Genomic DNA, 24,592 nt, shown 5'->3' on the forward strand with positions numbered 1-24,592 from the left:
CGTCTTCTCCGGCAAGCTCGACTGCAGAAAGAGAAGCTAAGATCGTACATTCAGAGAACAAATGAGACCTACGAGGAGCTACTGTCCCTGACTGAGCATCTCACGGAGCTAAGGCGGAGAATCATATGGGTGTTGCTTGTGCTGGTAGGCACGTTGATGGGTGGTCTGTATGCAGCCGCTCCAGTGTACCGTTATCTTCTTACCAAGCGCTTTCCTTCTGATCTGGAACTGAACGCTCTCTCCGTATGGGATGGGATCAGCATCTATGTGAAGATTTCGTTCATATTCGCTGTAGGTGCTACTTTGCCCTTTGCGCTGTATCAGCTATGGCGCTTCGTGGGTCCTGGACTACGACAGCAGGAGCGCTCTGCGGCCCTACGTTATATTCCATATGTGTTCTTGCTGTTCGTAGGTGGAGCCCTGTTCGCTTATGGTGTTATCTATCCGATGGCTCTGGCATTTACAACCTCTGTGAATCGCAGTATGGGCTTGCAGGAGACTTATGGAGTCATGCAGTATTTTGGATTCCTATTCAACATCGTGCTGCCTGTGGCTTTGCTATTCGAGCTTCCGCTAGTCATTATGTTTTTGACGGCGATTCGCATCCTGAATCCGTCGCGTTTGCGTAAGGTGCGGCGTTTTGCTTATTTTGGTCTGGTATTTATTGCTGTTGTCATTACACCGCCCGATCTGGTGTCCGATCTTCTCGTCACTGGGCCACTTCTTCTGTTGTATGAGGGAAGCATACTCGTGTCCGCTCTTGTCTATCGGAGGCAGCAGCATGCAGATAAGGAGAGGAATGAGAATCTTGGAGGGAATAAAGTTTAAAGGGAATAAAGAACAGTGAAGTACAATAATGATCTTATTAGGAGCTTGTCTCTCAGTAGAATCAGGCGATTGGCATAGATAGACTAGAATTGGGTACAATGGAGTGGAGTTGGTGGACTTGCTGGATTTTTGCAAAAATCTTCAATAAAAATGACCTTTGGCACTTGAAATTGAATCCCAAGTTGAGTATTATGAAATTGGTTGTTAGCACTAAACGTTGTTGAGTGCTAATACATAGACCAACAACCCTATAATCCAGAACATTTGAATAAGGAGGCTATTTTTTCATGATCAAACCTTTGGGTGAACGCGTATTGGTGGAAGCGATCGAACAAGAACAGACAACTTCATTCGGAATTGTCCTGCCTGACTCCGCTAAAGAGAAGCCGCAAGAAGGTAAAATCATTGCGGTCGGTGCTGGCGCATTGAAAGACGGTGTCCGCATTCCTCTGGAAGTGAAGGAAGGCGATCGAGTCATTTTCTCGAAGTACGCCGGAACAGAAATCAAATACGAAGGTAAAGAGTATTTGATTATGAAAGAAAGCGACATTCACGCGATCATTGGTTAACGGTATATCAGCATAAGGATATATCCGGCTCAACCTGAATATAGGAATTGAACGTTAATTTATAATCCATAGGGAGGTTTTCTCAGAATGGCTAAAGAGATTAAATTCAGTGAAGATGCTCGTCGTTCCATGCTTCGTGGCGTAGATGCACTGGCTAATGCGGTTAAGGTAACTCTCGGTCCTAAAGGCCGTAACGTAGTGCTGGAGAAGAAATTCGGCAGCCCACTCATTACTAATGACGGTGTAACCATCGCTAAGGAAATCGAGCTGGAAGATGCATTCGAGAACATGGGTGCTCAACTGGTTAAAGAAGTGGCTACCAAGACTAATGATGTTGCTGGTGACGGTACGACTACGGCTACTGTACTGGCTCAAGCCCTCATTACTGAAGGTCTGAAGAACGTAACGGCTGGCGCTAGCCCAATCGGTATCCGTAAAGGGATCGACAAGGCTGTAAAAGCAGCTGTTGCAGAGCTGCAAAACATCGCTAAGCCAATCGAAGGCAAGCAATCCATCGCTCAAGTAGCGGGAATCTCTGCTGCTGACGACGAAGTAGGCGAACTGATCGCTGAAGCTATGGAGAAGGTAGGCAAAGACGGCGTAATCACAGTTGAAGAATCCCGTGGATTCGCTACAGAGCTGGAAGTCGTTGAAGGTATGCAATTCGACCGCGGCTACATCTCTCCATACATGATCACTGATACGGACAAAATGGAGGCTGTACTGGACAACCCGTACATTCTCATTACAGATAAGAAGATTACTAACACACAAGAAATCTTGCCATTGCTGGAGAAGATCGTTCAGCAAGGTAAGCCACTCGTTCTCATCGCTGAGGATGTAGAAGGTGAAGCGCTGGCTATGCTCGTAGTGAACAAGCTGCGTGGTACATTCAATGCTGTAGCTGTTAAGGCTCCTGGCTTTGGTGACCGTCGTAAAGCTATGCTGCAGGATATCGCTGCCTTGACTGGTGGTCAAGTGATCACTGAAGAACTGGGTCTGGACCTGAAATCCGCTACAGTGGACCAACTGGGTACAGCTCGTCAAGTTCGTATTACAAAAGAAAACACAATCGTTGTTGACGGTGCAGGCAACAAAGCCGACATCGATGCTCGCGTAAGCCAAATCCGTACGCAACTGGATGAGACTACTTCCGAGTTCGACAAAGAAAAACTGCAAGAGCGTCTGGCTAAGCTGTCCGGTGGCGTTGCTGTAATCAAAGTCGGTGCAGCTACTGAGACTGAGCTGAAAGAACGTAAACTGCGCATCGAGGATGCTCTGAATGCTACTCGTGCTGCGGTTGAAGAAGGTATCGTATCCGGTGGTGGCGTAGCGTTGCTGAACGTATACAATGCTGTGGCTGCTGTTGAACTGGCTGGTGACGAGCAGACTGGCGTGAACATCGTTCTGCGCGCTCTGGAAGCTCCAATCCGTACTATCGCAGCTAATGCTGGCGAAGAAGGCTCCGTTATCGTTGAGCGTCTGAAACGCGAAGAGATCGGCGTAGGCTACAACGCAGCTACTGGTGACTGGGTGAACATGATCGACGCAGGTATCGTTGACCCTGCGAAGGTAACTCGCTCTGCGCTGCAAAACGCGGCTTCCGTAGCAGCTATGTTCTTGACTACAGAAGCGGTTATTGCTGACAAGCCAGAACCTGCTGGCGCTGCTGGTGCCCCTGACATGGGCGGCATGGGTGGAATGGGCGGCATGATGTAATAAGGGCTGAAAAGCCTGTAAATACGGCTATTTGAAAGGCTCCCGAGAGGGAGCCTTTTTTAATGACAGATTGTAATATGAAGTGCGAGACCTACTGGAAATAAATAAAGAGGTGGCAAAACAGTAGCTAGCCAGATAATCCTAGCCAGCTAACTAAAGTCTATTGAAACATCCAGCATTGATGAATCACGGTACACGATTGAGGGGCGACACCAGCAGCAGAAGCAAGTGAAGCCATGGAAAGAGATAACACAGCAATTAACGTAAGTGTAGCGAATTTCTTTTTCATACTTACATTTCCAGGGTATTAGAGGTGGTTGTATCATATTTGGTGTTTTATGGTAAGTAATGAAAATGTGACAGACTCACTTTAAGAAAGGACTGGTGGATGAATGAAAGTACCACGTATGCTGCATTACCCAGTCCTATGGATCAAGCCGTAGCTGGTGGACAGGACAAATGGCGTTGTTTTGAGGATGTAGGGGGAAGAACATCCTACTATCCAAAAAGTGGAGATGCTCCGTATGTATTGATTTCTAAATACGTGAAAGAAATGTAGCTATGAAACCTATCGAGATAAATATTACACCAGTAGATATACCAATTATATTTCCGGTTTTTGAACTCTCTACATCCTGGTGCCCATAACTGATGCGTTTGAAAAATTGTGAAAACCTAGAATTAGGATACTTGTAATCATAAAGTGAGAAGAAAATTGTTGCGACACCCAAAGCGATCATTATCAATGATTTCATCTCCTTTAAATACTTATTACTACAATAGTAACAAAAAGTTCTATTTCTAAGCGATACTCCTTTATAATTTAATTACAGTATTACTATCTAAAGACTCTTGCAGAGCTTCGTGATTCTGGCATCATCACCGGGCAAGAATTTGAAGCAACGAAAAAGCAAATTCTTGGACTGTAATCGAAATCATTCAGGTATCCTTGCCAGCTGGCAGGGATGCCTTTTTTTGTATACAATATCACCCTTACCAGCATACTAACCATGAATTAGCAAGCAGGGGGGAGCAGCAATGATTCGAGATCGGCGGCGTAAGGGAACGAAATCCTCACAAACAACTCATAAAGATGAGACGGAGCAGAGGTCAGATGCTACTTCAAGGACCAGAGCTGACGCAGCAGAACAGACGAAACAGATACCGTCAACTCCTATAAGCTTGTCCCTGTCAGAGTCATTGGCCTACTTACGTGGGCGAATCGGAGAGAGCCCGGATTTTATCATTAGACGTTGGAGCATTCAGAACCATGCTGGGATAGAGATCCCTATTGCGGTCTGCTATATTGAGGGTCTCGTCGATTCAATGTTGGTGAGCCGTCTAATGACCCATCTGCTCAGCCATGAGTCAGAGCTAGTCAATAAAGATCATCATACAGAGCAATGGAGCAGATACATTACGGATGGAGATGTCACAGCGGTACGGAGTCGTGAGGAGCTGCTCTCTTCCATTCTCATGGGTAATGCGATGGTCATTCTGGAGGGGGACGATGAGGCTGTCGCCGTCTCGGTGCAAGGAGGGGCGAGAAGGGGGGTGGAGGAGCCCTCGACTCAGACGGTAGTACGTGGTCCGAAGGAGGGCTTTACAGAAAGCATCAGCACGAATCTGGCTCTCCTTCGCAACCGTATTCGCTCTCCTGAATTGACATTCGATCAACATATTATCGGCAAGTACACACAGACTCGAGTCGTGGTGGCTTATGTAGACGGAATCGTTAATCTGGAGGTTCTGCGGACGATCACTGACCGCCTTCGTGCGGTGGATACAGATAGTGTGCTGGAGAGTGAATATATTGAGGAGTTTATTCAAGATAAATTGTGGACGCCGTTCCCTACGATGTTGAACACAGAACGGCCGGATGCGGTCGCGGGTAACCTGCTGGAGGGGCAGGTAGCTGTGCTCGTAGATGGGACACCGTATGCTTTACTCGCTCCGGCTACGTTTTTTAAATTTTTCCAATCCAGCGAGGATTATTACCAACGGTATGATATTGCTACTTTCTTGCGGTATGTTCGCTTTCTAGCCTTTGTGATTACGCTGCTACTACCGTCTTTATATATTGCCGTGACTACCTTTCAACAGGAGCTGATTCCAACACCACTGTTGTTCAGCTTGACCGCCCAACGAGAAGGGATACCATTTCCCGCCTTGCTTGAAGCCTTTATGATGGAGATTACCTTTGAGATTATACGTGAAGCAGGTGTGCGTATGCCCCGGGTGGTCGGGTCCGCTATCTCCATCGTGGGCGCGCTGGTACTTGGCCAAGCTGCTGTACAGGCAGGGTTGATCTCCGCTGGCATGGTTATCGTGGTCTCCTTCACGGCGATCTCCAGCTTTGTGATTCCCATGGTAAATATGTCTGCTGCCATCCGATTGATTCGCTTCGCCCTGATGCTACTGGCGGGGGCATTCGGCATCTTCGGCATTATGTGCGGCGTAGTTACGTTGTTGTTCCATATGGCTTCACTCAGTTCCTTCGGCGTGCCTTATCTTACACCGATAGCTCCATTGAAATGGTCGAACATGAAGGATGTCTTCGTACGAACGCCTTGGCCCAAAATGGATCGTCGTCCTGTCCATCTCAGTCAGCGAAATCCGGTGCGTCAAGGTCCTGATCTACAAGAACGCGAGAAAAATGACAAGTAGGTGAACAGGCTATGTCCCGCTATTGGATGAAGATGTGGATCATTGTACTCGTTACTTCTTTGTTGACAGGCTGTTGGGATCGGCAGGAGCTCAACAAGCTGGGTCTGGCGATTGCGGTGGGGCTGGATTGGGAGGATGATCATTGGAAATTATCCTATCAGGTGCTCGTGCCCTCTGTTATTGGAGGCGGGATGAGCCCTGGGGCGGCATCTGGAGGAGCAGCAGTCCATGTGATTAGCACCCAAGGCAAGACCGTTCGCGAGGCATCCATGAAAACTTCATTAGAGAATACCCGACGTTTATATTTTGCGCATACAGATGTCATGATTATTGGAGAAGAGGCAGCTAGACACGGGATTCATGAGTTTCTTGACTTGTTATTTCGGATCAATGCTTCCCGTGAATCTGTGATTGTGGCCCTTACTGACGGTAAAGCATCTGACCTGATAAGAAAGCTGGTATTACCTGAGAAGTATCCTGGCATTGCACTAACTGAGCTCATCAGGCAGACGTCTACGGTCAATTCTGATTATCCAACTGTGAGGGTGTATCAGCTCGCGCAGAAGATCACTTCAGAATCACACGCGGTCGGCGTGCCAGTGATTATGGCTGGACAGCAATCTGATCCCGTGCTTGAGTCTGAGGAGGAATCCAAGAAGACTTCTACTCCTGGAGCTCCAAAAATCGTCAAACTCGGCGTCTTCCAGCGAGATCGTCTGGTTGGATGGCTGAGCCGTGAGGAGAGCCAAGGTCTGGCTTGGCTTACGAATCAATTCAAGATGGGGACCATCAGTATTCCGGTGTCTACCCGTGCGGGAGGGTACTCCAGCTTTCGCATATTTCGATCGAAGAGCAGGATTAAGCCGATCCTGGTTGGCGATCATTTCAAGATGCAGGTTACGGTTGAGCTGAAGGGTGAACTATTGGAGTATGGAGGCCATTTAGACCTGAAGAGCCCAGATAGTCTCAGACCCATTGAGCGTGAAGTAGAGAAGAAGGTAGCTTATATGATATCCAGGAGTTGGGAGGGCAGTCGGAGACTGAAGGCTGATCTGCCAGGATTTGCTGATGAAATCCACCGGCATTACCCCAAGAAATGGAGACAACTGAGCGATCATTGGGACAACGAACTGGCTGCTCTGGACCTTGACGTTCATGTTAAGGCGAAGATGAAGCGACCGGGTCTGCTGAATAAATCCTTTGAACAGCTATTGCCTCACTAGTAAAGTACCGTATGAGAAAGGAGGAAGGCTCGTGAAAAGAGAGCAGGTGCAGACGTCGCAGATTGTCAGTACCTTTATCGTGTTCCAAATGGGTGGACTCGCTATTTATTTCTTTGGAGGCTCAGCCAAGCAGGATGCTTGGCTATCTATGCTTCTGGCGGCATGTATTGGGCTGGTACTGCTCATGCTGCACTTTGCGATGCATCGCAGAGAACCGAATAAGAATCTATTCGAGTTGTTCCAGCACTATATGGGTAAGGGATTAGGCTCCATCATTGCCATTCTGTTCTGCATATATTTTGCCTATGAATCCTCGCGCAGCCTGCGAGATATTGGAGAAATTACAGTCTATATGCTGCTCAATCAGACACCTATTGTCATTCCCATGCTAATGATTTTGGGGATCGGATATACGGCAGCTCGTTACGGGCCACGCGTCTACTTGCTCGGAACTCAAGTGCTGCTACCAGTGCTGCTGATTAGCTATATCATCCTGCTTATTATGATTTTCAGTACAGGCTTGGTGAATTTTGAGTATATGCTACCTGTGCTGGAGCATGGAATACAGCCTGCCTGGGACGCAGCCATACCACAGATGCTATCCTTCCCGTTTGCTCAAACCATCCTGTTCATGGTGTATTTTCCTATGGCAAAGAAGGGCGGCAGACTGCGTAAATCAATGCTAATCAGCTACGGTGCAGTATCGCTCGCCATGCTAGTCATTAATCAGATCAATTTGCTTGTGCTTGGTCCCGTACTGGCCCCCACAGTCGTATTTCCGCTGCTAAAGGTGGTGCAATTGATTGAATTGGCTGAGGTATTTGAGCGAATGGACGTTTTATTTATTCTCGCCGCCTTTTTGGGGCTGGGGACAAGAATGTCCACCTTTCTGATCGCGGCAATCATCGGTTTCTCAGATACAACACGTACAAGCTATAAGAAATGGATACTCCCTGTGTGTGTAGCTGTATTTACCATGTCGATGCTGCCCGCTAACTTTACTGAATTTTATCATGCAGGTATTATTGTGGGGGATATGGTATATCCGATATTCCAAATTCTACTTCCTATCCTGCTCTTCATCGTGATGCTGCTCCGCCGTAATACACGATCATCCACTTCAGAAGACCGCAAACGCCTGTCCCCTTAAGAATCTGTATAGACTCGCCATAGTTTGCTTGCTGACCAATTCATGAAATCAAATTTCATGAATTCGGCAGGATGGAGGCTTTCCGTGTAAAGGACTGCCAACTCCTCTGTAAGCCATTCTGCATCAGTAAAGTTTATAGTATCATGAGTGCCATACCTACTAAAACAGGAGGGATGAGCATGTTGAATATAGCTTTTATCGGATTCGGAAATGCCGTAGTGAATTACCATCTTCCTTATGTGGAGCGCCGTGAGGATATCCGTGTGAAGTCGATCTTTCGCAGAGAAGAGGACCGGATTGGGGATACCGAACGGGAGAGCTATTATCCAGCTATTCGCTTTACGACGGACCTGACGGAAGTTCTAATGGATGATGAGATTGACGTAATCGTAGTGTGCACTCATGTGGATAGTCATGTGGAGTATGCCAGATTGGCCTTGGAGCATGACAAGCATGTGCTTGTGGAGAAGCCATTTGCATCAGATGCAGCGCAAGCACAGGAGATCTTCGAGTTGGCCCGGTCCCGCAACCTTATAGCCATGGCTAACCAGAATCGTAGATATGATGGAGATTTTCTTACATTGAAGAAAGTGCTGGAGAGTGGAAAGCTGGGCAATGTCGTAGAGATTCAATCCCATTACGACTACTTCTGGCCCAACTCTACAAGGCATGGATTTGGGCTCCTTCATGGTCTGGCGGTTCATACGATTGATCAGTTGATCTCATTATATGGCCCTGCGGATCGTATTGATTATGATGTGCGAAGTCTCGTGGCTCCGGGGCAGGCGGACGACTATGTGGATATCGATTTCAGATATGGACGGATGAAGGCCACGATCAAATCCAGCTTGCTCGTCAAGATTGATCATCCGAAGTTCGTGGTGCATGGCGACAGGGGAAGCTTCGTGAAGTACAGTAGCGGTCATCAGGCAAAAGGCCACACTGGGCCAACACTTGTATCCTTTGAGCAGGAGCCAGAGGACAATTGGGGCAAGCTGTCTTACATGGATGAGGACGGTATAGAGCATAACGAGCGAGTACCTTCTGAGATCACAGACTACGGCCTGCTGTACGAGGGATTACAGCAAGCGATTCGTCATGGAGCCGAGAAGCCAGTGAAGGATGAAGAAGTGCTGTATGTGCTGAAGGTGCTGGCAGATGGAGTGGAAGTGGCACGACAGGCACAGTAAGCTCTGCAAGTTCTGCAAGTTCTGCAAGTTCTGCAAGTTCTGCAAGTTCTGCAAGTTCTGCAAGTTCTGCAAGTTCTGCTAATTAGGCTGATACCCGCTATTCCCAAATGGCTTTATTACTGCGAGGGCAATATGACCTGGTATTCAGAAGTAACAATAATAAACAATGTCATATAACAACGTATTAATGTGTTATAAAGAGGGGATCGCTTACGAATTGGGGGATAAGGTATGAGAATTGGAACTATTGGCACAGGATCAATTGTAGATGGCTTTTTGTCAGCAGCAAGTCAATTGCAGCAGGTGAGCTGCACGGCCATGTATTCAAGAAAGCGCGAGACAGCGGAGCCCTTGGCTCAAAAGTATGGTGTCGCCACAATCTATACGGATCTAGAGGGGCTGCTGACAGACCCGGCTGTGGAGGTCGTGTACATTGCTTCTCCCAACAGCCTGCATTATGAATATGCACGGAGGGCGCTGGAGCACGGTAAGCATGTGATCTGTGAGAAGCCATTTACATCCACAGCACGCGAAGCAGAGGTATTGATGGAATTGGCTATGAGTAAGAAGCTGATGCTGTTCGAGGCGATATCCCTGATATACCTTCCCAATTATCATGAGATAAGAGAATACTTGCCTAAGCTGGGTCCTATTCGCTTCATTCAATGTAATTACAGCCAGTATTCGCGCAAATACAATCAACTGCTGGCAGGAGAGACACCGAATGTGTTTAATCCTGAATTTTCGGGAGGAGCACTGATGGATATTAACATCTACAACATTCATTTTGTGATGAATCTGTTCGGTAGTCCGGACAGCGTAGCCTACACTGCGAATAAGCATGTGAACGGCATCGACACCTCAGGCGTGGCCGTACTGCAGTATCCCGATTTTATCGCGGAATGTGTAGGGTCCAAGGATACGGCAGGTATGAACTTTGCCTTGATTCAAGGGGAAAAGGGATATTTACATGTGGTCGAAGGTCCGAACGGTTGCCGGAACTTCTGGGTGAAGTTGGGGGAAGAGGCCGAGGAGGTCAATGTCCAGACAGAAGCTAATCGACTTTATTACGAGCTAAAGTTCTTCCACGATATGATTGCAGTTCAGGACCTGGAGCGATGCTATGGACTACTGAAATATAGCTACTCTGTCATGCAGGTATTGGATCGGGCGCGACAGCATGCGGGAATCGCCTTTCAGGCAGACCAATCCCAGCCTTGAGTTCGGCTGCTATTTCTCAATAGTAATTACTATTGCAATCAATCCACTCCCTTTGACTGGTCATGATGGGACAGGTTCCTCTAATATGAGCAATAAGCCAAGGAAAGCAGCAGTAGCTGCCAATTCCTTGGCTTATTCATCGTTGTCCAAGAGACATACGTACAGGAGGTCAAAAATGTACATGATGGAGATCATGGAGGATGGCTTGGACAAGCGGAAGTCACCACGATCGTTCGGTAGCAGCAGTACGGCATCGCATAGCTTTGCCAGTGTAGAGCTGGCATGGGAGGTAATTGCAACGGTCTTTCCTTGTCTATGCTTTAACTGTCGGGCAGCTTCAAGCATCGCTGGAGTTTCTCCGGTTTTGGAAATGATGAGCGACAAGGGGAGTGCCTCCTGGTTCAGCTGGCGAATATAGTGGACATTAACCGTGTTGTAGGCCATCGACGATTTTCCGAGTTCATTCCACTTGCTGCTGGCCTGCTGTCCTAGATAATAATTTGAGTCACTTCCGTAGATATCAATGCGCCTACATTCCTGTAGCCAGCGATATACTTTCAAGAGCTCACTGTGGCTCAGCAGACGCCGGGTCTGCTCTACCGCTTGCTGATACAGATACGGGACTTTGTCCATGGCGAGGATAGTCGGGTCAGCCGCCTTCGCGTTCATTCTGTCCTCGTATACAGGAATATCCTGCGGCGAATGTGGGTATTGTAGCGCGAGTTGAAGCTGGAAATCCGGGTAGCCCTTGGTGCCAAGCTTCTTGCAGAATCGCACAATGGTCGAAGAGCTCGTGTAGGTCTGCTGTGCCAGCTCCTGAGCCGTTGAGGTAAAAACAGCCTCCGGATTGCTTAGTACATAGGCCGCAATATGCTGTTCCTGGATAGTCAAGTTCTCCGCGTACTTCAGCTGTTGGATGAGCATGTCTGAATCCTCTCTGTTCTTACATTCCTGTATCTAATTCTATATTACCTTGAAGCCTTCTATAGCTCAACATGCTGTGTCTGAGATAAGGGGCTTGGGATGGACAGTAAATGAAAAAAATCGACAAATTTCGCAAACTCTCTTCATAGTGCAGCAGGAATAACCGATGATTCTAACGATGGTACAAATTTGAAGAATAGAAGAGGGAGAAGTATCCGATGAACAAAAAGTTTCAATGGAATACGTTAAGAGTCAAACTGACAGCATTTGTGATGGTAGCCGTGTTGATCCCAAGTCTGTTGGTGGGATTCTTCTCATACAATAGCTCCAAGACGCAGCTGCAGGTCAAGCTGAATGAGTCAGCAGTTTCTCAGATGCAGCTTCTGGATGCCGCATTAAATCAGCTAGTAGAGATGGAGATAGCGAATGTTAACGGGCTAGCCCAGCAGCTTAGCTCGGAGCAATTGGATGTGGACGATCCTGAGGCGCGCAGAATCATTGATAATTTCGTGACCAGCCACCCAGAGATCGAAATTCTGGTCATCGGTAACGACCAAGGGGCATGGATGAAGTCCCCTGACCCAGGCCAGCAGGATTATGATCCACGTACCCGCTCATGGTATAAGACCATGATGGTAGACCCTACACAAGCTGCCGTAGCTGACCCCATCATATCGGCGACTTCAGGTAACTATAATCTGAATATTACAAGAGCCTTCCCGGATGGCAAAGGGGGCGTCACGCTCGCGATCAGCTTTGGCAAAATTAATGACATCATCAGTGGGCTACATGTCGGCTCAGAGGGTTATGCGTTTATTCTGGACAAGACCAATAAAATTATGGCTCACCCTACTATGACCCCCGGGGATCAAGTTGAGGGCAGTCAATACGACTATATTCAGCAGAACGATTCCGGCACGCTAGATTTTGCGCTGGATACAGGTGAACAGGTTCAGACGAATTTCATGACGAACAAGTATACCGGATTGAAGATTGTAACGGCACTTAAAATTAATGAGTATAGCGTGGCTTCACAGCCTATTCTGTATACGATGTGGATAGTACTCGGTGTCTCCGTTATTGTGATGCTGGTCATCCTCGTCATCGTGATTCGCGGGATTACGCGTCCAATCGAACAGATGGTGGTATCTACGAAGCGGGTAAGTGAAGGTTATCTGAACGAGCAAATCAATACGCGGCGCAAGGATGAAGTCGGGCAGCTGGCCTCTAACTATAATGCTATGATCATCTCCTTACAGAGGGTCATTCAAGAACTAGCCAATACGTCCACGCATCTGGTCGCATCCAGTGAAGAGATGAATGCAACGACGGAGCAGAACTCCAAGGCAGTAGAGCATGTAACCGAGCTTGTCGTGAAGTCGGCAGACGGTGCAGAGGTCCAGGCGAATGTCTCAAGAGAAAGCGCGAGAGCAATGGAGGAGGTATCTGCTGGCATTACGCGTATTGCAGACACCTCGAATACGATTTTTGCATCGACAGAGAAGACAGTACAGACGATTCAGCTAGGAAGTGGGAAGGTATCGGAAATGAAGGCACAGATGGAGGCTATACAAACCTCTGTTCGAGAGTCAGCTTCCATGATCGAGCAACTGAACCATCATAGCAGCGACGTCATTGAGATGAGCAAGGGCATTGCGGATATAGCGAAGCAGACGAATCTGTTGTCGCTTAATGCCTCCATCGAAGCAGCCAGAGCAGGGGAGCAGGGCAAGGGCTTTGCAGTGGTCGCCAATGAGGTTAGCAAGCTCGCGGATCAATCCAAGGGGACTGCCGACCAGATTCAGCTCGTCATAACCCAAATGATTGATATGATTCGTAATGTAGCACATATGATGGAGGGACAGGTGATCTCCGATGTCACGCATGGTCTGCAGGTGACTCAAGAGACAACGGAAGCCTTCGCTGATATCCAGGCCGCGACGGAGCAGATCGTAGATCAGCTTGAAGATGTATCGTCTGTAACTCAGCAGATCTCCGCCAGTGCTGAGGAGGTATCTGCATCCGTACAGGAGGTAGCCGACATCGCTCAAGCCAATATGGAATCCTTTCAGGGAGTCACTGCTGCTTCCGAACAACAGCTTGCTTCAATAGAAGATATTCATGCTGCCGCCAATACTTTGTCCAAGATGGCAGAGAACATGCAGCAGGTCGTAGAGCGTTTCAAGCTGTAAGAGGATAACCAATCCTTAGGCCTGAATCTGGGTACATGCACAATATGGAAGGCCCGCCTATATAATGTGTTAAAAAAGGAGCTCTCCAGCATGTATTCTACCTTGCCTTTCATGCATTACATGAATTCCTTCCAGGTGTACCGTCATGATCTGTGGACCCCATCCATGGTGGAATTGAACAGAACGCTTCGTGCATTATGGGAGCAGCATATCTATTGGACACGTTTGACAGTGAATAGCATTGTGGGCAGTCTGCCTGATCAGCAGGCAACGACGGCCAGACTACTGCGGAACCCGGAGGATTTTGCAGCGGTGCTGAAGCCACTCTATGGTCCAGCCATAGCAGGGGAATTTGCACGCTTGCTGCGTGAGCATCTCACGATTGCCGCTGAGCTAGTGCAGAAGCTCAAGTCCAACCAGATCAGGGAGGCGGAAGATGCCCAGAGGCGGTGGTATGCCAATGCGGATGCTATTGCAGCGTTTCTAGGCAAAATTAATCCCTATTGGTCTGAGGAGGAGTGGAGGCATATGATGTATGAGCATCTGCGTCTACTCACAGCAGAGGTAGCAGCCCGTATTGCGGGGAAATATGAGGAGAATGTTGCCACCAATAAGCTGATTGAGCCGCAAGCGCTAGAGATGGCCGACGTAATGACGAGAGGAATTGTGCAGCAATTCCCAGCAAGTTTTCAGGGGTAAATTGGATGCCAATGAATTCAATGAATAACATTAAGATGCCTTGCCCTTTATCGGGTAATGGCATCTTTTTGGGTGAGGCTATGCCATTGGAGGATTCTATCACGTCAGAATGAAAATTTCAAAATTTCTTAGTTTATAGGTGAAGAGCTATTTTTCTATATGTTTAATGTAATTTAATGTTTAGACCTAATTATTTACAAATGATACGATGATATAAGATTTATAGTTTTTTTACAATCATGGGAATTGACTAGCTAAGGAGCGTGTTTTGTTGTGAAGAAGAAAAGTCTTGCCTTGTTACTGTCTGGCTTTGCACTAGGTGTAACGGCATCATTCGGTGGTTCGGCCTATGCTGCGGTCAAGCAGTATATACTTACTGAATTCAACAGTCCGGTTGTTGTGAATGGAACCCTGTATAAGGACCAAACGAATCCTATCCTGAACTATAATGGAAAAACGTATATCCCGTTGTCTAAAATCGGTGATCTCACAGGCGTACCCTATAGATGGAATGCTGATAAAAAACAGGTTGAGATCGGGAATGCGACTTCTGGCTCTGCTTCCAACTCCGCTTCCAGCTCCGATGTAGATATTTACACCATTGATGATGGTCGAATTCGAAATACAGATGCCATGATTGCCGAGGAGCAGGCTATTAAGGACTTTAATAAGAATAACCAGGTCCTTGTGGAGAGTGAATCGGGTGTCTATCCGTCCAACGGGATCAAAGTATTCAGAGCTTATGACAAAAGTGGCAAGCTGATCAAGGAGTATACCGATTCGGATGATTCAAACCTGATTATTGCCGAGACTATGCCAGGAAGTACTATCCCACCTAAAATCTCTGAAGGCTGGCTTGCCAGCGAGCTGCTGGAGGATGCTTATGATTATGATGTGATCGTGGAAGGTAACGATCTGATCGTCAAGACAGGCCCGTTTGTAGCCAATACAAAAGAATTCGCACGTCTTACCCTCGACGAGAGCATCATTAATGGTACCAGTGGCAAGGCAACGGTGAATGGAATTGTCGTTACTAAGTATAAGAACAGCTACTATTTCAATATCAATAGCCTCAAGCAAGCTGGGCTGATCTGATTTGTTTTGTTTACCAAAGTAGGGTCTTTTGCTCCCATAAGTGATTATGGAGTGAAGGGCCTTTTCGTATTATTAGGTCAGCCAGAAACTTCTGGTTGGCCTATTTTTGTAGGTAGAATAAGATGGCGGTAGCCGGGAGAACGCAGGGCCTTTTGGGGAGAGTTACCCCGTCACAAAAACTGTTCTCCTACTATCTCCAATGACCATGTTTGAGCTGGTAGGGGCAATAGACCCCGCATCACAAGCGAAGCTATGGGTTTGGAACCATCGTAGGAGTGCCGGCAAATACGATTTAGGAGGTTGTTATGGAGCCTGTAGTGGGAGTAGATGTAGCAAAGGGATTCAGCGTGGTACAAGCATTTTTAAAGCGGAATGAGTCTTGGAGGAAGGCGATAAGCATCTCCCACGAGAAAAGTGGGTTGGAGCAATTGGGTCGGCTTCTATCCGAGTTGCAAGCACAGACTGAGCAGTCGCCAGTGGTTATTCTGGAAGCAACCGGTCACTATCATCGTGGACTTGTCGCCTACTTGAAACGCAGTGGATGGACATATTTCATCGTCAATCCCTTACAGGCTAAGCGGGCGAAGGGTACTCGGTTAAGAAAGGTGAAGACGGATGCGGCAGATGCTTGGCATTTAGCCGAGATGTATTACCGGGGAGATGTCACCCCGCACCGGACGTGGGAAGAGGGCTATACGGAACTTCAGCATGTGACGAGGCAGCATGAGTTTGTAACGGGGATGTTTGTACAAGCAAAATTAAATATGAGGGCCTTGCTGGATCAGGTTTTCCCGGAATATGAGAAGGTTTTTAGTAACCTGTTCTCGGCGACATCTCTACACGTGCTTACTCGTTGCTTGGAAGACCAAGCAGAGGATCTTCATGGAGTCATCCAAAAAAACGCAGGAAAATCACATTCTAAGAAGTGGGCAGAGGCGAAGACAGAACACCTCAAGGAAGTATTGTCCCGATGGAGTGAGGAGCCGAGGAGCCCTACACAAACCTCGGTTTTAAGCAGTATGGTAAGCTTAGTTCTAGCATTCACAGAACAATTGAGTGTACTGGAGAAGCAAATGGATGAGCTGGCAACGGTTCTTCCAGAGGTTGAACTCATGAAGAGTATACCGGGAATCGGAGATAAGTTGGCAGCCGCTATTGTCGCAGAAATCGGAGATGTTCGGCAGTTTAAAGAAGCCAAACAACTGGTGGCTTTTGCAGGGTTAGACCCCGGCATATTCAGCTCCGGAAAATTCACAGCGACTAGCTCCCGAATAACCAAACGAGGCTCCAAGAGGCTTCGTAGAGCGTTATATTTAGCCGTACAGTGTGGGATTCGAGGAAGTGCTAATCTAAGAATTCGGGAGTATTACGAGAAAAAAAGAAAAGAGGGCAAGCCGTACAAGGTGGTCGTGATCGCCTGCGCCAACAAGCTACTACATCACGTGTACGCCATCCTCAGTAAACAGCAGCCCTTCAAACCTTGACCCATAATTATCCAGAACCTTCACGCCAATGAGGGTTCTTTGTTGTGCTCAAAAATAGTATACCAAGAAGAACGTGAATCACCAATACAAAATCCTTGACAAGTATTAGCTGGTTTTCCAGTATTCTCATCTGCATATTCCATCACTCAAGCAGAGAAGCTAAACGAGTCAAAAAATAAAGGAGTGATATGTATGGGAATACTAAGTGGCAACCCTAAGGATGAACCAATGCATTACGGAGAAGTCTATGGAGTATGGCAGACATCCATGATGGCCAAAGGAGCACTCTCTTGTTACCAGGCGTACCTGAATCATGCAGGCGATAAGGATCTGAGAAAGACGTTAGAGGCTCTGATCGACCAAGCCAAGCTGGAGATTAAAGAGTGTGACACGCTGTTGACGGATAACGGAATTGCCCCATCCCCGGCTCTGCCAGAGAGACCTGCTGTTAAATTAGAGGATATCCCTGCAGGAGCTCGATTTACAGACCCAGAGATTGCAGCCAAGATCGCCGTAGACACAGCGGCAAGCCTGGCAGCATGTAGCTCCATGATGGGTCAATGCATTAGAGAGGACATAGGGGCACTATATGCCAAATACCATGTGACGAAGGCCGCATTGGGTGTGCGCATTCTTCAATTAACGAAAGAAAAAGGCTGGCTGATTCCTCCTCCACTTCAAGTGAAGAGACTTGAAACTGTGGAAGTGTAACTGTATCGCTAACTGTAGAACTAACGGGATATACCTTGCATGCCGAAGAGCAGGTGGCTAAGATCCGCCTGTTCTTTTCTTATATTTATTGCATGTGAATTGTTGCTTCAAAGGGAAGGGAATCGAACACTAGCCTTTTAAAGTACATACAAATGAATCTTTTTCGTTGCTTTAACTCACAATGAATTATAAGCGCTGTTGTACACACATCCTGATGGCTTAGAAAAATAGCGAAGTATGAAGTGATGAGAATAGAGGTGTTCAAGGTGAATTTCTATGAAGTATGGGAAGAATTCTGGAAGTCATGCGTTGTCATTATAGGAGCTATGGTGCTGTTAAGAATCGCGGGCCGTAAATCCATCTCGCAAATGACAATTCCCACTACAGTCATCATGATCTCCATTGGTACCGTCATCGTACAGCCGATTGCAGATAAGAGCATCTGGTTGGCTCTGATAGCAGCGGTTACATTCATTGCTATTTTGTTGCTGCTGGAATATTTGGAGCTGAAATGGAATTGGTTCGAGAATTTGATGCGCGGCCGCGCGGTGACAGTCATTCGTGAGGGACGGCTGCAGGAGCATGAACTAAAGAAGCTACGGATGACAGTGGACCAGCTGGAGATGAAACTACGGCAGACAGGAATTGCTCGTTTTGAGGATATAAAGACGCTGACGGTGGAGACCAATGGTCTGATCGGCTACGAATATATGCCTGAAGCGCAGCCTGTAACGTTTGGACAAGTCAAGGCTCTAATGGAGCAATACTGGGGAAGCAGTCAGCAGGAACAGTTGCAAACGCAGTCAGAAGCACAGTCACAGCAACAAGGACAGTCACAACAGCAGCAGCAGCTAAAGTCGGAACAGGCTTCAGCCTCCTCCGTGGAATCTGATTTATTCAAGGAGTTGAGCCAAGGAGAGGCCCATCACGAGAATAAAACCCTGAATTAACCAAGCGAGGAACGAGGCAGGCATTGAGGACAAGCTCATAATATTGTATGATGTAGCTTGAGTTTGCAGTCAGCTTCAAGGTAGCAGTGAGTCACGAGATGATTGCGTGTATTGAATCTTGTCTGATTGCAGGGCATCTTAGCTTGAGGTACAGAATTCTATAGTAAAGTGAGCCGTGAACATGTATCCAAATGAACAACAATACAGCATGCCGCCAGAATGGGCGCCGCATGAGCGTACTTTTATATCCTGGCCTGTGCAATCCTCCATGGTCTATCCTGACACCCATGCTTCCGTGTGTGAGGGCTACGCAGAGATTATTCGCGCGATGGCCGAATTCGAGCCTGTCACCGTAGTGGTGAATGGTGCTGATCTGGAGCAAGTGCGTGCACTCCAGCTTGGTGACAATGTAGAGTTGCTACCAATTGAGCATAACGACGCCTGGTTGCGTGATAACGGTCCGACCTTCATCCAGGATGCAAGTGGACGTCTGGCAGGTGTGAACTGGAAGTTCAATGCCTGGGGCGAGAAATACAAGCCTTGGGATCTGGACGATCATGTGGCGCCACAGATTTTGCAGCATCTGGGTGTTACCCAGTTTGATGCTCCGCTCGTCATGGAAGGAGGCTCTCTTCATGTGGATGGAGAAGGCACGCTCCTGACGACAGAGGAATGTCTTCTGAATCCGAATCGTAATCCACAGATGAGCAGAGCTGACATTGAAGAGCAGCTGTACCGTTACACAGGAGTGGAGAAGGTCATTTGGTTGAAGCGTGGATTATCTGGTGACGAGACGGATGGTCATGTCGATAATATTGCTTGTTTTGCTGCGCCAGGCAAGGTCATCATTCAGGTGTGCAATGATCCAGAGGATGAGAACTATGAGATCAGCCGTGAAAATCTGAAGATTCTGCGTAACACAACCGATGCTCGTGGGCGCAAGCTGGAGATTATCGAGATTCAGCAGCCACCGAGAAGAGATTATGAAGATAGCCGACTAACCCTAAGCTATATTAATTTTTATTTTGTCAATGACGGCATCATTCTGCCAGTATTCGGCGAGACGGCGGCAGAGACAGATCGACTTGCGGAGCAGGTGCTGAGTCAGGTGTTCCCGAATCGTCGTATCCGCACAGTAGACGGCATGGCCGTTATTCGTGAAGGCGGAAATGTACATTGCACCACACAGCAGATGCCTGCCTCAATCCGAGGCTAGTAACTTGGCCGAATCTAATTTCAGGTGTAACGTGTGAAGCGCAGTCGACAGGGCTCCCGTTTGTAGCCTCACATTTGACTGGTCAAGGTACGGGACCCTAGCATGAATCGTCTTAAAGGAGGATGAACATGAGAGAAGTGAAGGTTGCAGCTACCCAAATGAGCTGTTCAACGAATATAGATGAGAATATTAGCAAGGCAGAGACTCTTGTGCGCCAGGCGGCGGCGGATGGAGCGCAAATTATTTTGCTGCAGGAGCTGTTCGAGACGCCTTACTTCTGTCAGAAGGAGAAGGCTGATTACTATGTATACGCGACGGAGCTGGAGCACAACAAGGCCGTGAATCATTTCAAGGCGATCGCCAAGGAATTGCAGGTCGTATTACCGATCAGCTTCTATGAGAAGAAGAACTATGCACGCTACAATTCTCTCGCCGTCATTGATGCGGACGGAGAAGTACTAGGCAAGTATCGGAAGAGTCATATCCCGGACGGCCCTGGCTATGAGGAGAAGTTCTACTTCAATCCAGGTGATACCGGCTTCAAGGTGTGGAATACACGCTATGCGAAGATCGGTGTGGGCGTATGCTGGGATCAATGGTACCCGGAAGCGGCCAGATGCATGGCGCTCATGGGAGCAGAGCTGCTCTTCTACCCTACGGCGATCGGCTCGGAGCCGCAGGATGGAGACATTGATTCCAAGGATCACTGGCAGATGTGCATGCGTGGACATGCAGCCTCTAACCTGATTCCTGTCATTGCTTCCAATCGGATTGGACTGGAGGAGGATGAGGATTCCAGCATTACGTTCTACGGCTCCTCGTTCATTGCAGGTCCGCAAGGGAATATGATTCAAGAGGCTGGACGTACAGAGCAATCCGTGCTGACAGCTACTTTTGATCTGGATGCATTGGAAAATGCACGTATAGAGTGGGGAATCTTCCGCGATCGTCGTCCAGAGCTATACAAGGCTATCGCAACGTATGATGGGGAAATCAAGCTGTAGGCTCGGATCAATCCTTTCTCCCATTAGTATGGGCTGCACAATCAGAAGTACTGCAAATTTCACAAAATACTGTAATAAAATGAGACTGATGACTACCAGTGATGGTAAGCATCAGTCTTTTTCTCTTTTAACAAAACTACCCAATATTAACAGAGGAATAACAGTCGCATGATGCTCACATGACACATGATCTCTACACTGATGAAGGTAACAGGAACAATTTACCGTTTTAAGTCATTGCAGAAGGGATGAATTTATGAGTGAGCTTCACGAGTCGATGAATTTTCCGGTTCGCAAAAGAACCAAGGCGCGACAGAGCATGAATCGACCAGCCTCGCTACGGGTACAAATGCTTCGTGAGCAAGCATTGGCTTATGTATTCTTGGCCCCGTCGATGCTGCTATTTTCCATCTTCATGTTCTACCCGATGCTGAAATCCGTCTATTTGAGTCTTCACTCGACCTCGCCCACCGGGCAGGTAGCAGCATTCGTGGGACTGGATAACTTTGTGACGTTGCTTCGCTCGGGACTCTTCTTTCAGGGCATTCAGGTCACCGTTCTATTCGCCCTGCTCACAGTGCCAGTTGGCATTTTGCTAGCATTGGTACTGGCTGCGTTGACCCACACAAAGCTCAGGGGAATGCGTATCTTCCAATTCAGCTTTGCCTTGCCAATGGTGCTGTCGGTAGGCTCCTCAGCAGTCATCTGGAAATTCCTCTTTCATCCGACTCTGGGCATGCTGAATTATTGGCTCAGCCTGGTAGGAATTGAACCGATTCCGTGGCTGACAAGCCCGGACTGGGCCTTGTTCTCGATTGCCATGATGACCATCTGGATGAATTTGGGCTTCAATTATATAGTCCTGTCCAGTGGGCTTCAAGGGATACCGGAGGAGCTCTATGAGAGTGCTAAAATCGATGGAGCAGGGGCGATGGTTACGTTCTGGCGTATCTCGTTACCATTGCTGTCCCCGACAATCTTTTTCGTGGTTGTCGTATCCATCATCGGGGCGTTCCAATCCTTCGCTCAGATCAACATTCTGACCAAGGGTGGACCTATGAACAGCACGAATGTCTTCGTCTATTCAATCTATCAGGAAGCCTTCGTTAACTTTCGCTTCGGAACGGGCAGCGCCCAGGCACTCGTACTGTTCAGTGTCATCTTCCTGTTGACGCTCATTCAGTTCAAATGGGTAGAGAAGAAGGTGCATTATCAATGAAGCGTTCTTTGCAGACATCACTGATCTATGTTGTATTGACGATCCTGGCTCTGCTCGTGCTGTACCCGGTAATTTATACATTTTTTATGTCCGTCATGTCACCGCAGGATGCGAGTGCTTATCCGCCGCGTCTTGTCCCGACATCCTTTCATCTGGTGAACTTCGTTGAAGTGTTCGGGATTGTACCGATTGGCAGATTCATTGCCAATACGTTCTTGGTATCCGGGATCACCATGGTCGGTCAGTTGATTACCGCCAGTCTCGCAGCTTATGCGTTTGCCAAAATGGAATTCAAGGGCAAAAATCTCATGTTCAGCCTGTTCGTGGCTACCATGATGATCCCATGGGAGGTCACGATGATTCCGAATTATCTGACCATTCGCAGTTGGAACTGGCTCGATACATATCAGGGACTTACGATCCCTTTTCTCGCTACAGCCTTTGGGACTTTTTTGCTCCGCCAATTCTTCATGCAGCTGCCCAAGGAGCTCTATGAGGCGGCACGCATGGACGGATGTGGTCATATTCGTTATTTCCTGTTCCACGTGCTGCCGCTATCTCGTCCGGCACTTGGCACACTTGCGGTCTATTCTTTTCTGGATATGTACAATGCGTATTTGTGGCCATTGCTCGTTACGAACACACCACAGATGCGCACCGTACAGATTGGCATATCCATGCTGGAATTTCAGGAAGCCACCTCGTGGAATCTCGTATTTGCAGGAACTGCGCTCGTTATTCTACCGTCGCTGCTCCTGTTAATCCTTGGGCTGAAGCAACTGGTACGTGGGATGGCAGCAGGGGCTCTGAAAGGATAAACCAGTATCACATGATCTCTTTCACATGATCTCATTACCATAATCTCATTACCATAATCTCATTCACATTAATCCAAATCCATATTCATTCAAATCAAAGGAGCGATTCCATGTTCACGCGTAAGAAATCTATTCCACTCATGCTTATTTGTCTTAGTATGCTGCTCGTTCTCTCAGCCTGCAGTGGAGGTACAGCGGCGGAGAATGCCCAAAATCCTGCGAGTGATGGCGGTACTGGAGGTCCTGTTAAGGTAACCTGGTGGCACTCGATGTCCGGAAATGGTGAGAAGGCCATTCAACAAATCGCAGATAAGTTCAACAGCTCACAAAGCGACATTCAGGTTGAAGCGATCTATCAAGGGAAGTATGATGACAGCCTGAACAAGCTCAAGGCCTCCATGGGCTCGGATAGTGGACCGGATCTGATTCAGGTCTATGAGATCGGGAGTAAATTCATGATTGATTCCAAAGCCATCACCCCGGTACAGCAATTCATTGATAAGGATCAATTTGACCTGTCTAAGCTGGAGCCGAACATCACTCGTTATTACACGATAGACGGCAAGCTGAATGCGATGCCATTCAATACATCCAATCCAATTCTATACTATAACAAGGATGCCTTTAAGGCTGCGGGCCTGGACCCTGAGAAGCCACCTGTGACGTTTGAAGACTTCGAGCAAGCGGCTACAGCTCTGAATGCGAACGGACAGACAGGAGCTTCCATCGCGATTTATGGATGGTTCCTGGAGCAATTTTTTGCTAATCAAAATGCTGAGTACGTGAACAATGGCAATGGTCGAGACGCTGCTGCCACTGAATCTCTGATTAACAGCGAAGCCGGCGTGAAAACCTTGACGTGGTGGAAGGGCATGCTGGATAAGAAGATTATTTCGAATCTGGGACGGAATACCGACGACACGAACAGTGCATTTGCAGCAGGTCAGATTGCCATGACACTGGATTCGACAGCAGGCCTGCGTTCCATCGTGGAGAAGGTTGGAGACAAATTCGAGGTAGGTACAGCATTCTTGCCGCGTCCTTCTAGCGCCACTGAGGGTGGGGTCGTCGTTGGGGGAGCCAGTCTCTATATTATGAACAACAAGTCAGAGGAGCAGCAGCAAGCGGCTTGGGAATTCATCAAGTTCGTCGCTTCTCCTGAGGTTCAGGCGGAGTGGAGTGTGAATACGGGCTACTTCCCAATTACAACAGCAGCTTATGAGCAGCAGGTGTTGAAGGATAACATGGAGAAATATCCACAATTCAAGACTGCGGTCGATCAGCTGCACGCTTCTGCCGCGACGAAGGCAACGCAAGGGGCTGTCATGGGTGTATTCCCGGAGGCTCGTCAGATTGCGGAAGGTGCCATCGAGTCGGTGTTAAATGGACAACAGGAGCCGAAGGCGGCCCTGGACCAGGCAGCACAGCAAATTACGGAGAAGATTGCGCAGTATAATCAGACGGTGCAATAAGCACGCAGATTGAATGGTCTGGGGGAGTGTAGATCCGCTGCAAGCGGGGATCCCTTCGATCACTGTCAAGCTTGCTTTCTGTAGATCATTTGAAATCACAATCAATTTCAGTCAAGGTACTAGGTTCGTAGAATTGAATAGCTACAGCTGAAGAGGCTAATATGCTCTCCTCAGAGTGGATAGGTAAAGTCACATTTACCAACACACTTGAGGGGAGCCTTTTTATTGTCCATGTTGCTGG

20 protein-coding genes and 1 pseudogene are annotated in these 24,592 nt (G+C 47.8%); 20 read left to right on the forward strand and 1 reads right to left on the reverse strand.

Annotated elements, in window-relative coordinates:
• The first annotated feature begins 48 nt into the window (after positions 1 to 48).
• The 9 genes and pseudogenes from tatC (at position 49) to MKX74_RS05405 (ending at position 10,567) form a co-directional block, all read left to right on the forward strand.
• A complete protein-coding gene (gene tatC, locus MKX74_RS05370) occupies positions 49 to 828 on the forward strand; it encodes a twin-arginine translocase subunit TatC (RefSeq protein ID WP_341180518.1) in 780 nt (259 codons plus the stop codon).
• A 287-nt stretch (positions 829 to 1,115) separates the two neighbouring features.
• Positions 1,116 to 1,397 carry a co-chaperone GroES gene (groES, locus tag MKX74_RS05375; RefSeq protein ID WP_014280320.1) on the forward strand — a complete coding sequence of 94 codons (282 nt, stop codon included), beginning with the start codon at positions 1,116 to 1,118 and terminating at the stop codon, positions 1,395 to 1,397.
• A gap of 87 nt (positions 1,398 to 1,484) precedes the next feature.
• Positions 1,485 to 3,116 (forward strand): chaperonin GroEL, encoded by a 1,632-nt coding sequence (gene groL / locus MKX74_RS05380; RefSeq protein ID WP_018886665.1) that lies wholly within the window; start codon positions 1,485 to 1,487, stop codon positions 3,114 to 3,116.
• 854 nt (positions 3,117 to 3,970) lie between these two features.
• Positions 3,971 to 4,045, forward strand: a pseudogene (locus MKX74_RS28190) (DUF4429 domain-containing protein); the annotation flags it as partial.
• A 109-nt stretch (positions 4,046 to 4,154) separates the two neighbouring features.
• Entirely contained in the window at positions 4,155 to 5,783 is a 1,629-nt protein-coding gene (locus MKX74_RS05385; protein ID WP_341177743.1) for a spore germination protein, read from the forward strand.
• 11 nt (positions 5,784 to 5,794) lie between these two features.
• Complete coding sequence (locus MKX74_RS05390; protein WP_341177744.1) at positions 5,795 to 7,006, forward strand: Ger(x)C family spore germination protein; 1,212 nt, start codon at positions 5,795 to 5,797, stop codon at positions 7,004 to 7,006.
• 31 nt (positions 7,007 to 7,037) lie between these two features.
• A complete protein-coding gene (locus tag MKX74_RS05395; RefSeq protein ID WP_341177745.1) occupies positions 7,038 to 8,156 on the forward strand; it encodes a GerAB/ArcD/ProY family transporter in 1,119 nt (372 codons plus the stop codon).
• 179 nt (positions 8,157 to 8,335) lie between these two features.
• Positions 8,336 to 9,346: a Gfo/Idh/MocA family oxidoreductase gene (locus tag MKX74_RS05400; protein WP_341177746.1), complete on the forward strand. Its 1,011-nt coding sequence runs from the start codon at positions 8,336 to 8,338 to the stop codon at positions 9,344 to 9,346.
• A 231-nt stretch (positions 9,347 to 9,577) separates the two neighbouring features.
• A complete protein-coding gene (locus MKX74_RS05405; protein ID WP_341177747.1) occupies positions 9,578 to 10,567 on the forward strand; it encodes a Gfo/Idh/MocA family protein in 990 nt (329 codons plus the stop codon).
• Between the two features lie 132 nt (positions 10,568 to 10,699).
• Here the strand turns inward: MKX74_RS05405 and MKX74_RS05410 are convergent, their stop codons facing one another.
• Positions 10,700 to 11,491, reverse strand: coding sequence for a MurR/RpiR family transcriptional regulator (locus MKX74_RS05410; RefSeq protein WP_341177748.1), 792 nt, complete (start codon positions 11,489 to 11,491; stop codon positions 10,700 to 10,702).
• A 218-nt stretch (positions 11,492 to 11,709) separates the two neighbouring features.
• Between MKX74_RS05410 and MKX74_RS05415 the strand changes: the two genes are divergently transcribed.
• The 11 genes from MKX74_RS05415 to MKX74_RS05465 all read left to right on the forward strand — a co-directional run bounded on the left by MKX74_RS05415 (position 11,710) and on the right by MKX74_RS05465 (position 24,351).
• Positions 11,710 to 13,683, forward strand: coding sequence for a methyl-accepting chemotaxis protein (locus tag MKX74_RS05415; RefSeq protein WP_341177749.1), 1,974 nt, complete (start codon positions 11,710 to 11,712; stop codon positions 13,681 to 13,683).
• Positions 13,684 to 13,773: 90 nt separating this feature from the next.
• Entirely contained in the window at positions 13,774 to 14,382 is a 609-nt protein-coding gene (locus tag MKX74_RS05420) for an acetylglutamate kinase (RefSeq protein WP_341177750.1), read from the forward strand.
• Positions 14,383 to 14,655: 273 nt separating this feature from the next.
• A complete protein-coding gene (locus MKX74_RS05425) occupies positions 14,656 to 15,477 on the forward strand; it encodes a hypothetical protein (protein ID WP_341177751.1) in 822 nt (273 codons plus the stop codon).
• A gap of 305 nt (positions 15,478 to 15,782) precedes the next feature.
• Positions 15,783 to 16,961, forward strand: a complete 1,179-nt coding sequence (locus MKX74_RS05430) for an IS110 family transposase (protein WP_341177752.1) — start codon at positions 15,783 to 15,785, stop codon at positions 16,959 to 16,961.
• A gap of 192 nt (positions 16,962 to 17,153) precedes the next feature.
• Positions 17,154 to 17,672 carry a DUF3231 family protein gene (locus tag MKX74_RS05435; RefSeq protein WP_341177753.1) on the forward strand — a complete coding sequence of 173 codons (519 nt, stop codon included), beginning with the start codon at positions 17,154 to 17,156 and terminating at the stop codon, positions 17,670 to 17,672.
• 245 nt (positions 17,673 to 17,917) lie between these two features.
• Positions 17,918 to 18,622, forward strand: coding sequence for a DUF421 domain-containing protein (locus MKX74_RS05440; protein WP_341180519.1), 705 nt, complete (start codon positions 17,918 to 17,920; stop codon positions 18,620 to 18,622).
• Positions 18,623 to 18,803: 181 nt separating this feature from the next.
• Complete coding sequence (locus tag MKX74_RS05445) at positions 18,804 to 19,838, forward strand: agmatine deiminase family protein (protein ID WP_341180520.1); 1,035 nt, start codon at positions 18,804 to 18,806, stop codon at positions 19,836 to 19,838.
• A 128-nt stretch (positions 19,839 to 19,966) separates the two neighbouring features.
• Positions 19,967 to 20,842 carry an N-carbamoylputrescine amidase gene (gene aguB, locus MKX74_RS05450; RefSeq protein WP_018886650.1) on the forward strand — a complete coding sequence of 292 codons (876 nt, stop codon included), beginning with the start codon at positions 19,967 to 19,969 and terminating at the stop codon, positions 20,840 to 20,842.
• Positions 20,843 to 21,119: 277 nt separating this feature from the next.
• Positions 21,120 to 22,061 carry a carbohydrate ABC transporter permease gene (locus MKX74_RS05455; RefSeq protein ID WP_404821498.1) on the forward strand — a complete coding sequence of 314 codons (942 nt, stop codon included), beginning with the start codon at positions 21,120 to 21,122 and terminating at the stop codon, positions 22,059 to 22,061.
• On the forward strand, positions 22,058 to 22,879 hold the full coding sequence (locus MKX74_RS05460; RefSeq protein WP_018886648.1) for a carbohydrate ABC transporter permease: 822 nt from the start codon (positions 22,058 to 22,060) through the stop codon (positions 22,877 to 22,879). Before MKX74_RS05455 ends, MKX74_RS05460 begins: the two co-directional genes overlap by 4 nt.
• Positions 22,880 to 22,989: 110 nt before the next feature.
• The gene (locus tag MKX74_RS05465; protein ID WP_028591045.1) at positions 22,990 to 24,351 is read left to right on the forward strand and encodes an ABC transporter substrate-binding protein; all 1,362 of its coding nucleotides are present in this window, start codon (positions 22,990 to 22,992) and stop codon (positions 24,349 to 24,351) included.
• Positions 24,352 to 24,592: the final 241 nt, after the last annotated feature.

The organism is Paenibacillus sp. FSL K6-1230, from assembly GCF_038002385.1.
Classification (GTDB): domain Bacteria; phylum Bacillota; class Bacilli; order Paenibacillales; family Paenibacillaceae; genus Paenibacillus; species Paenibacillus massiliensis.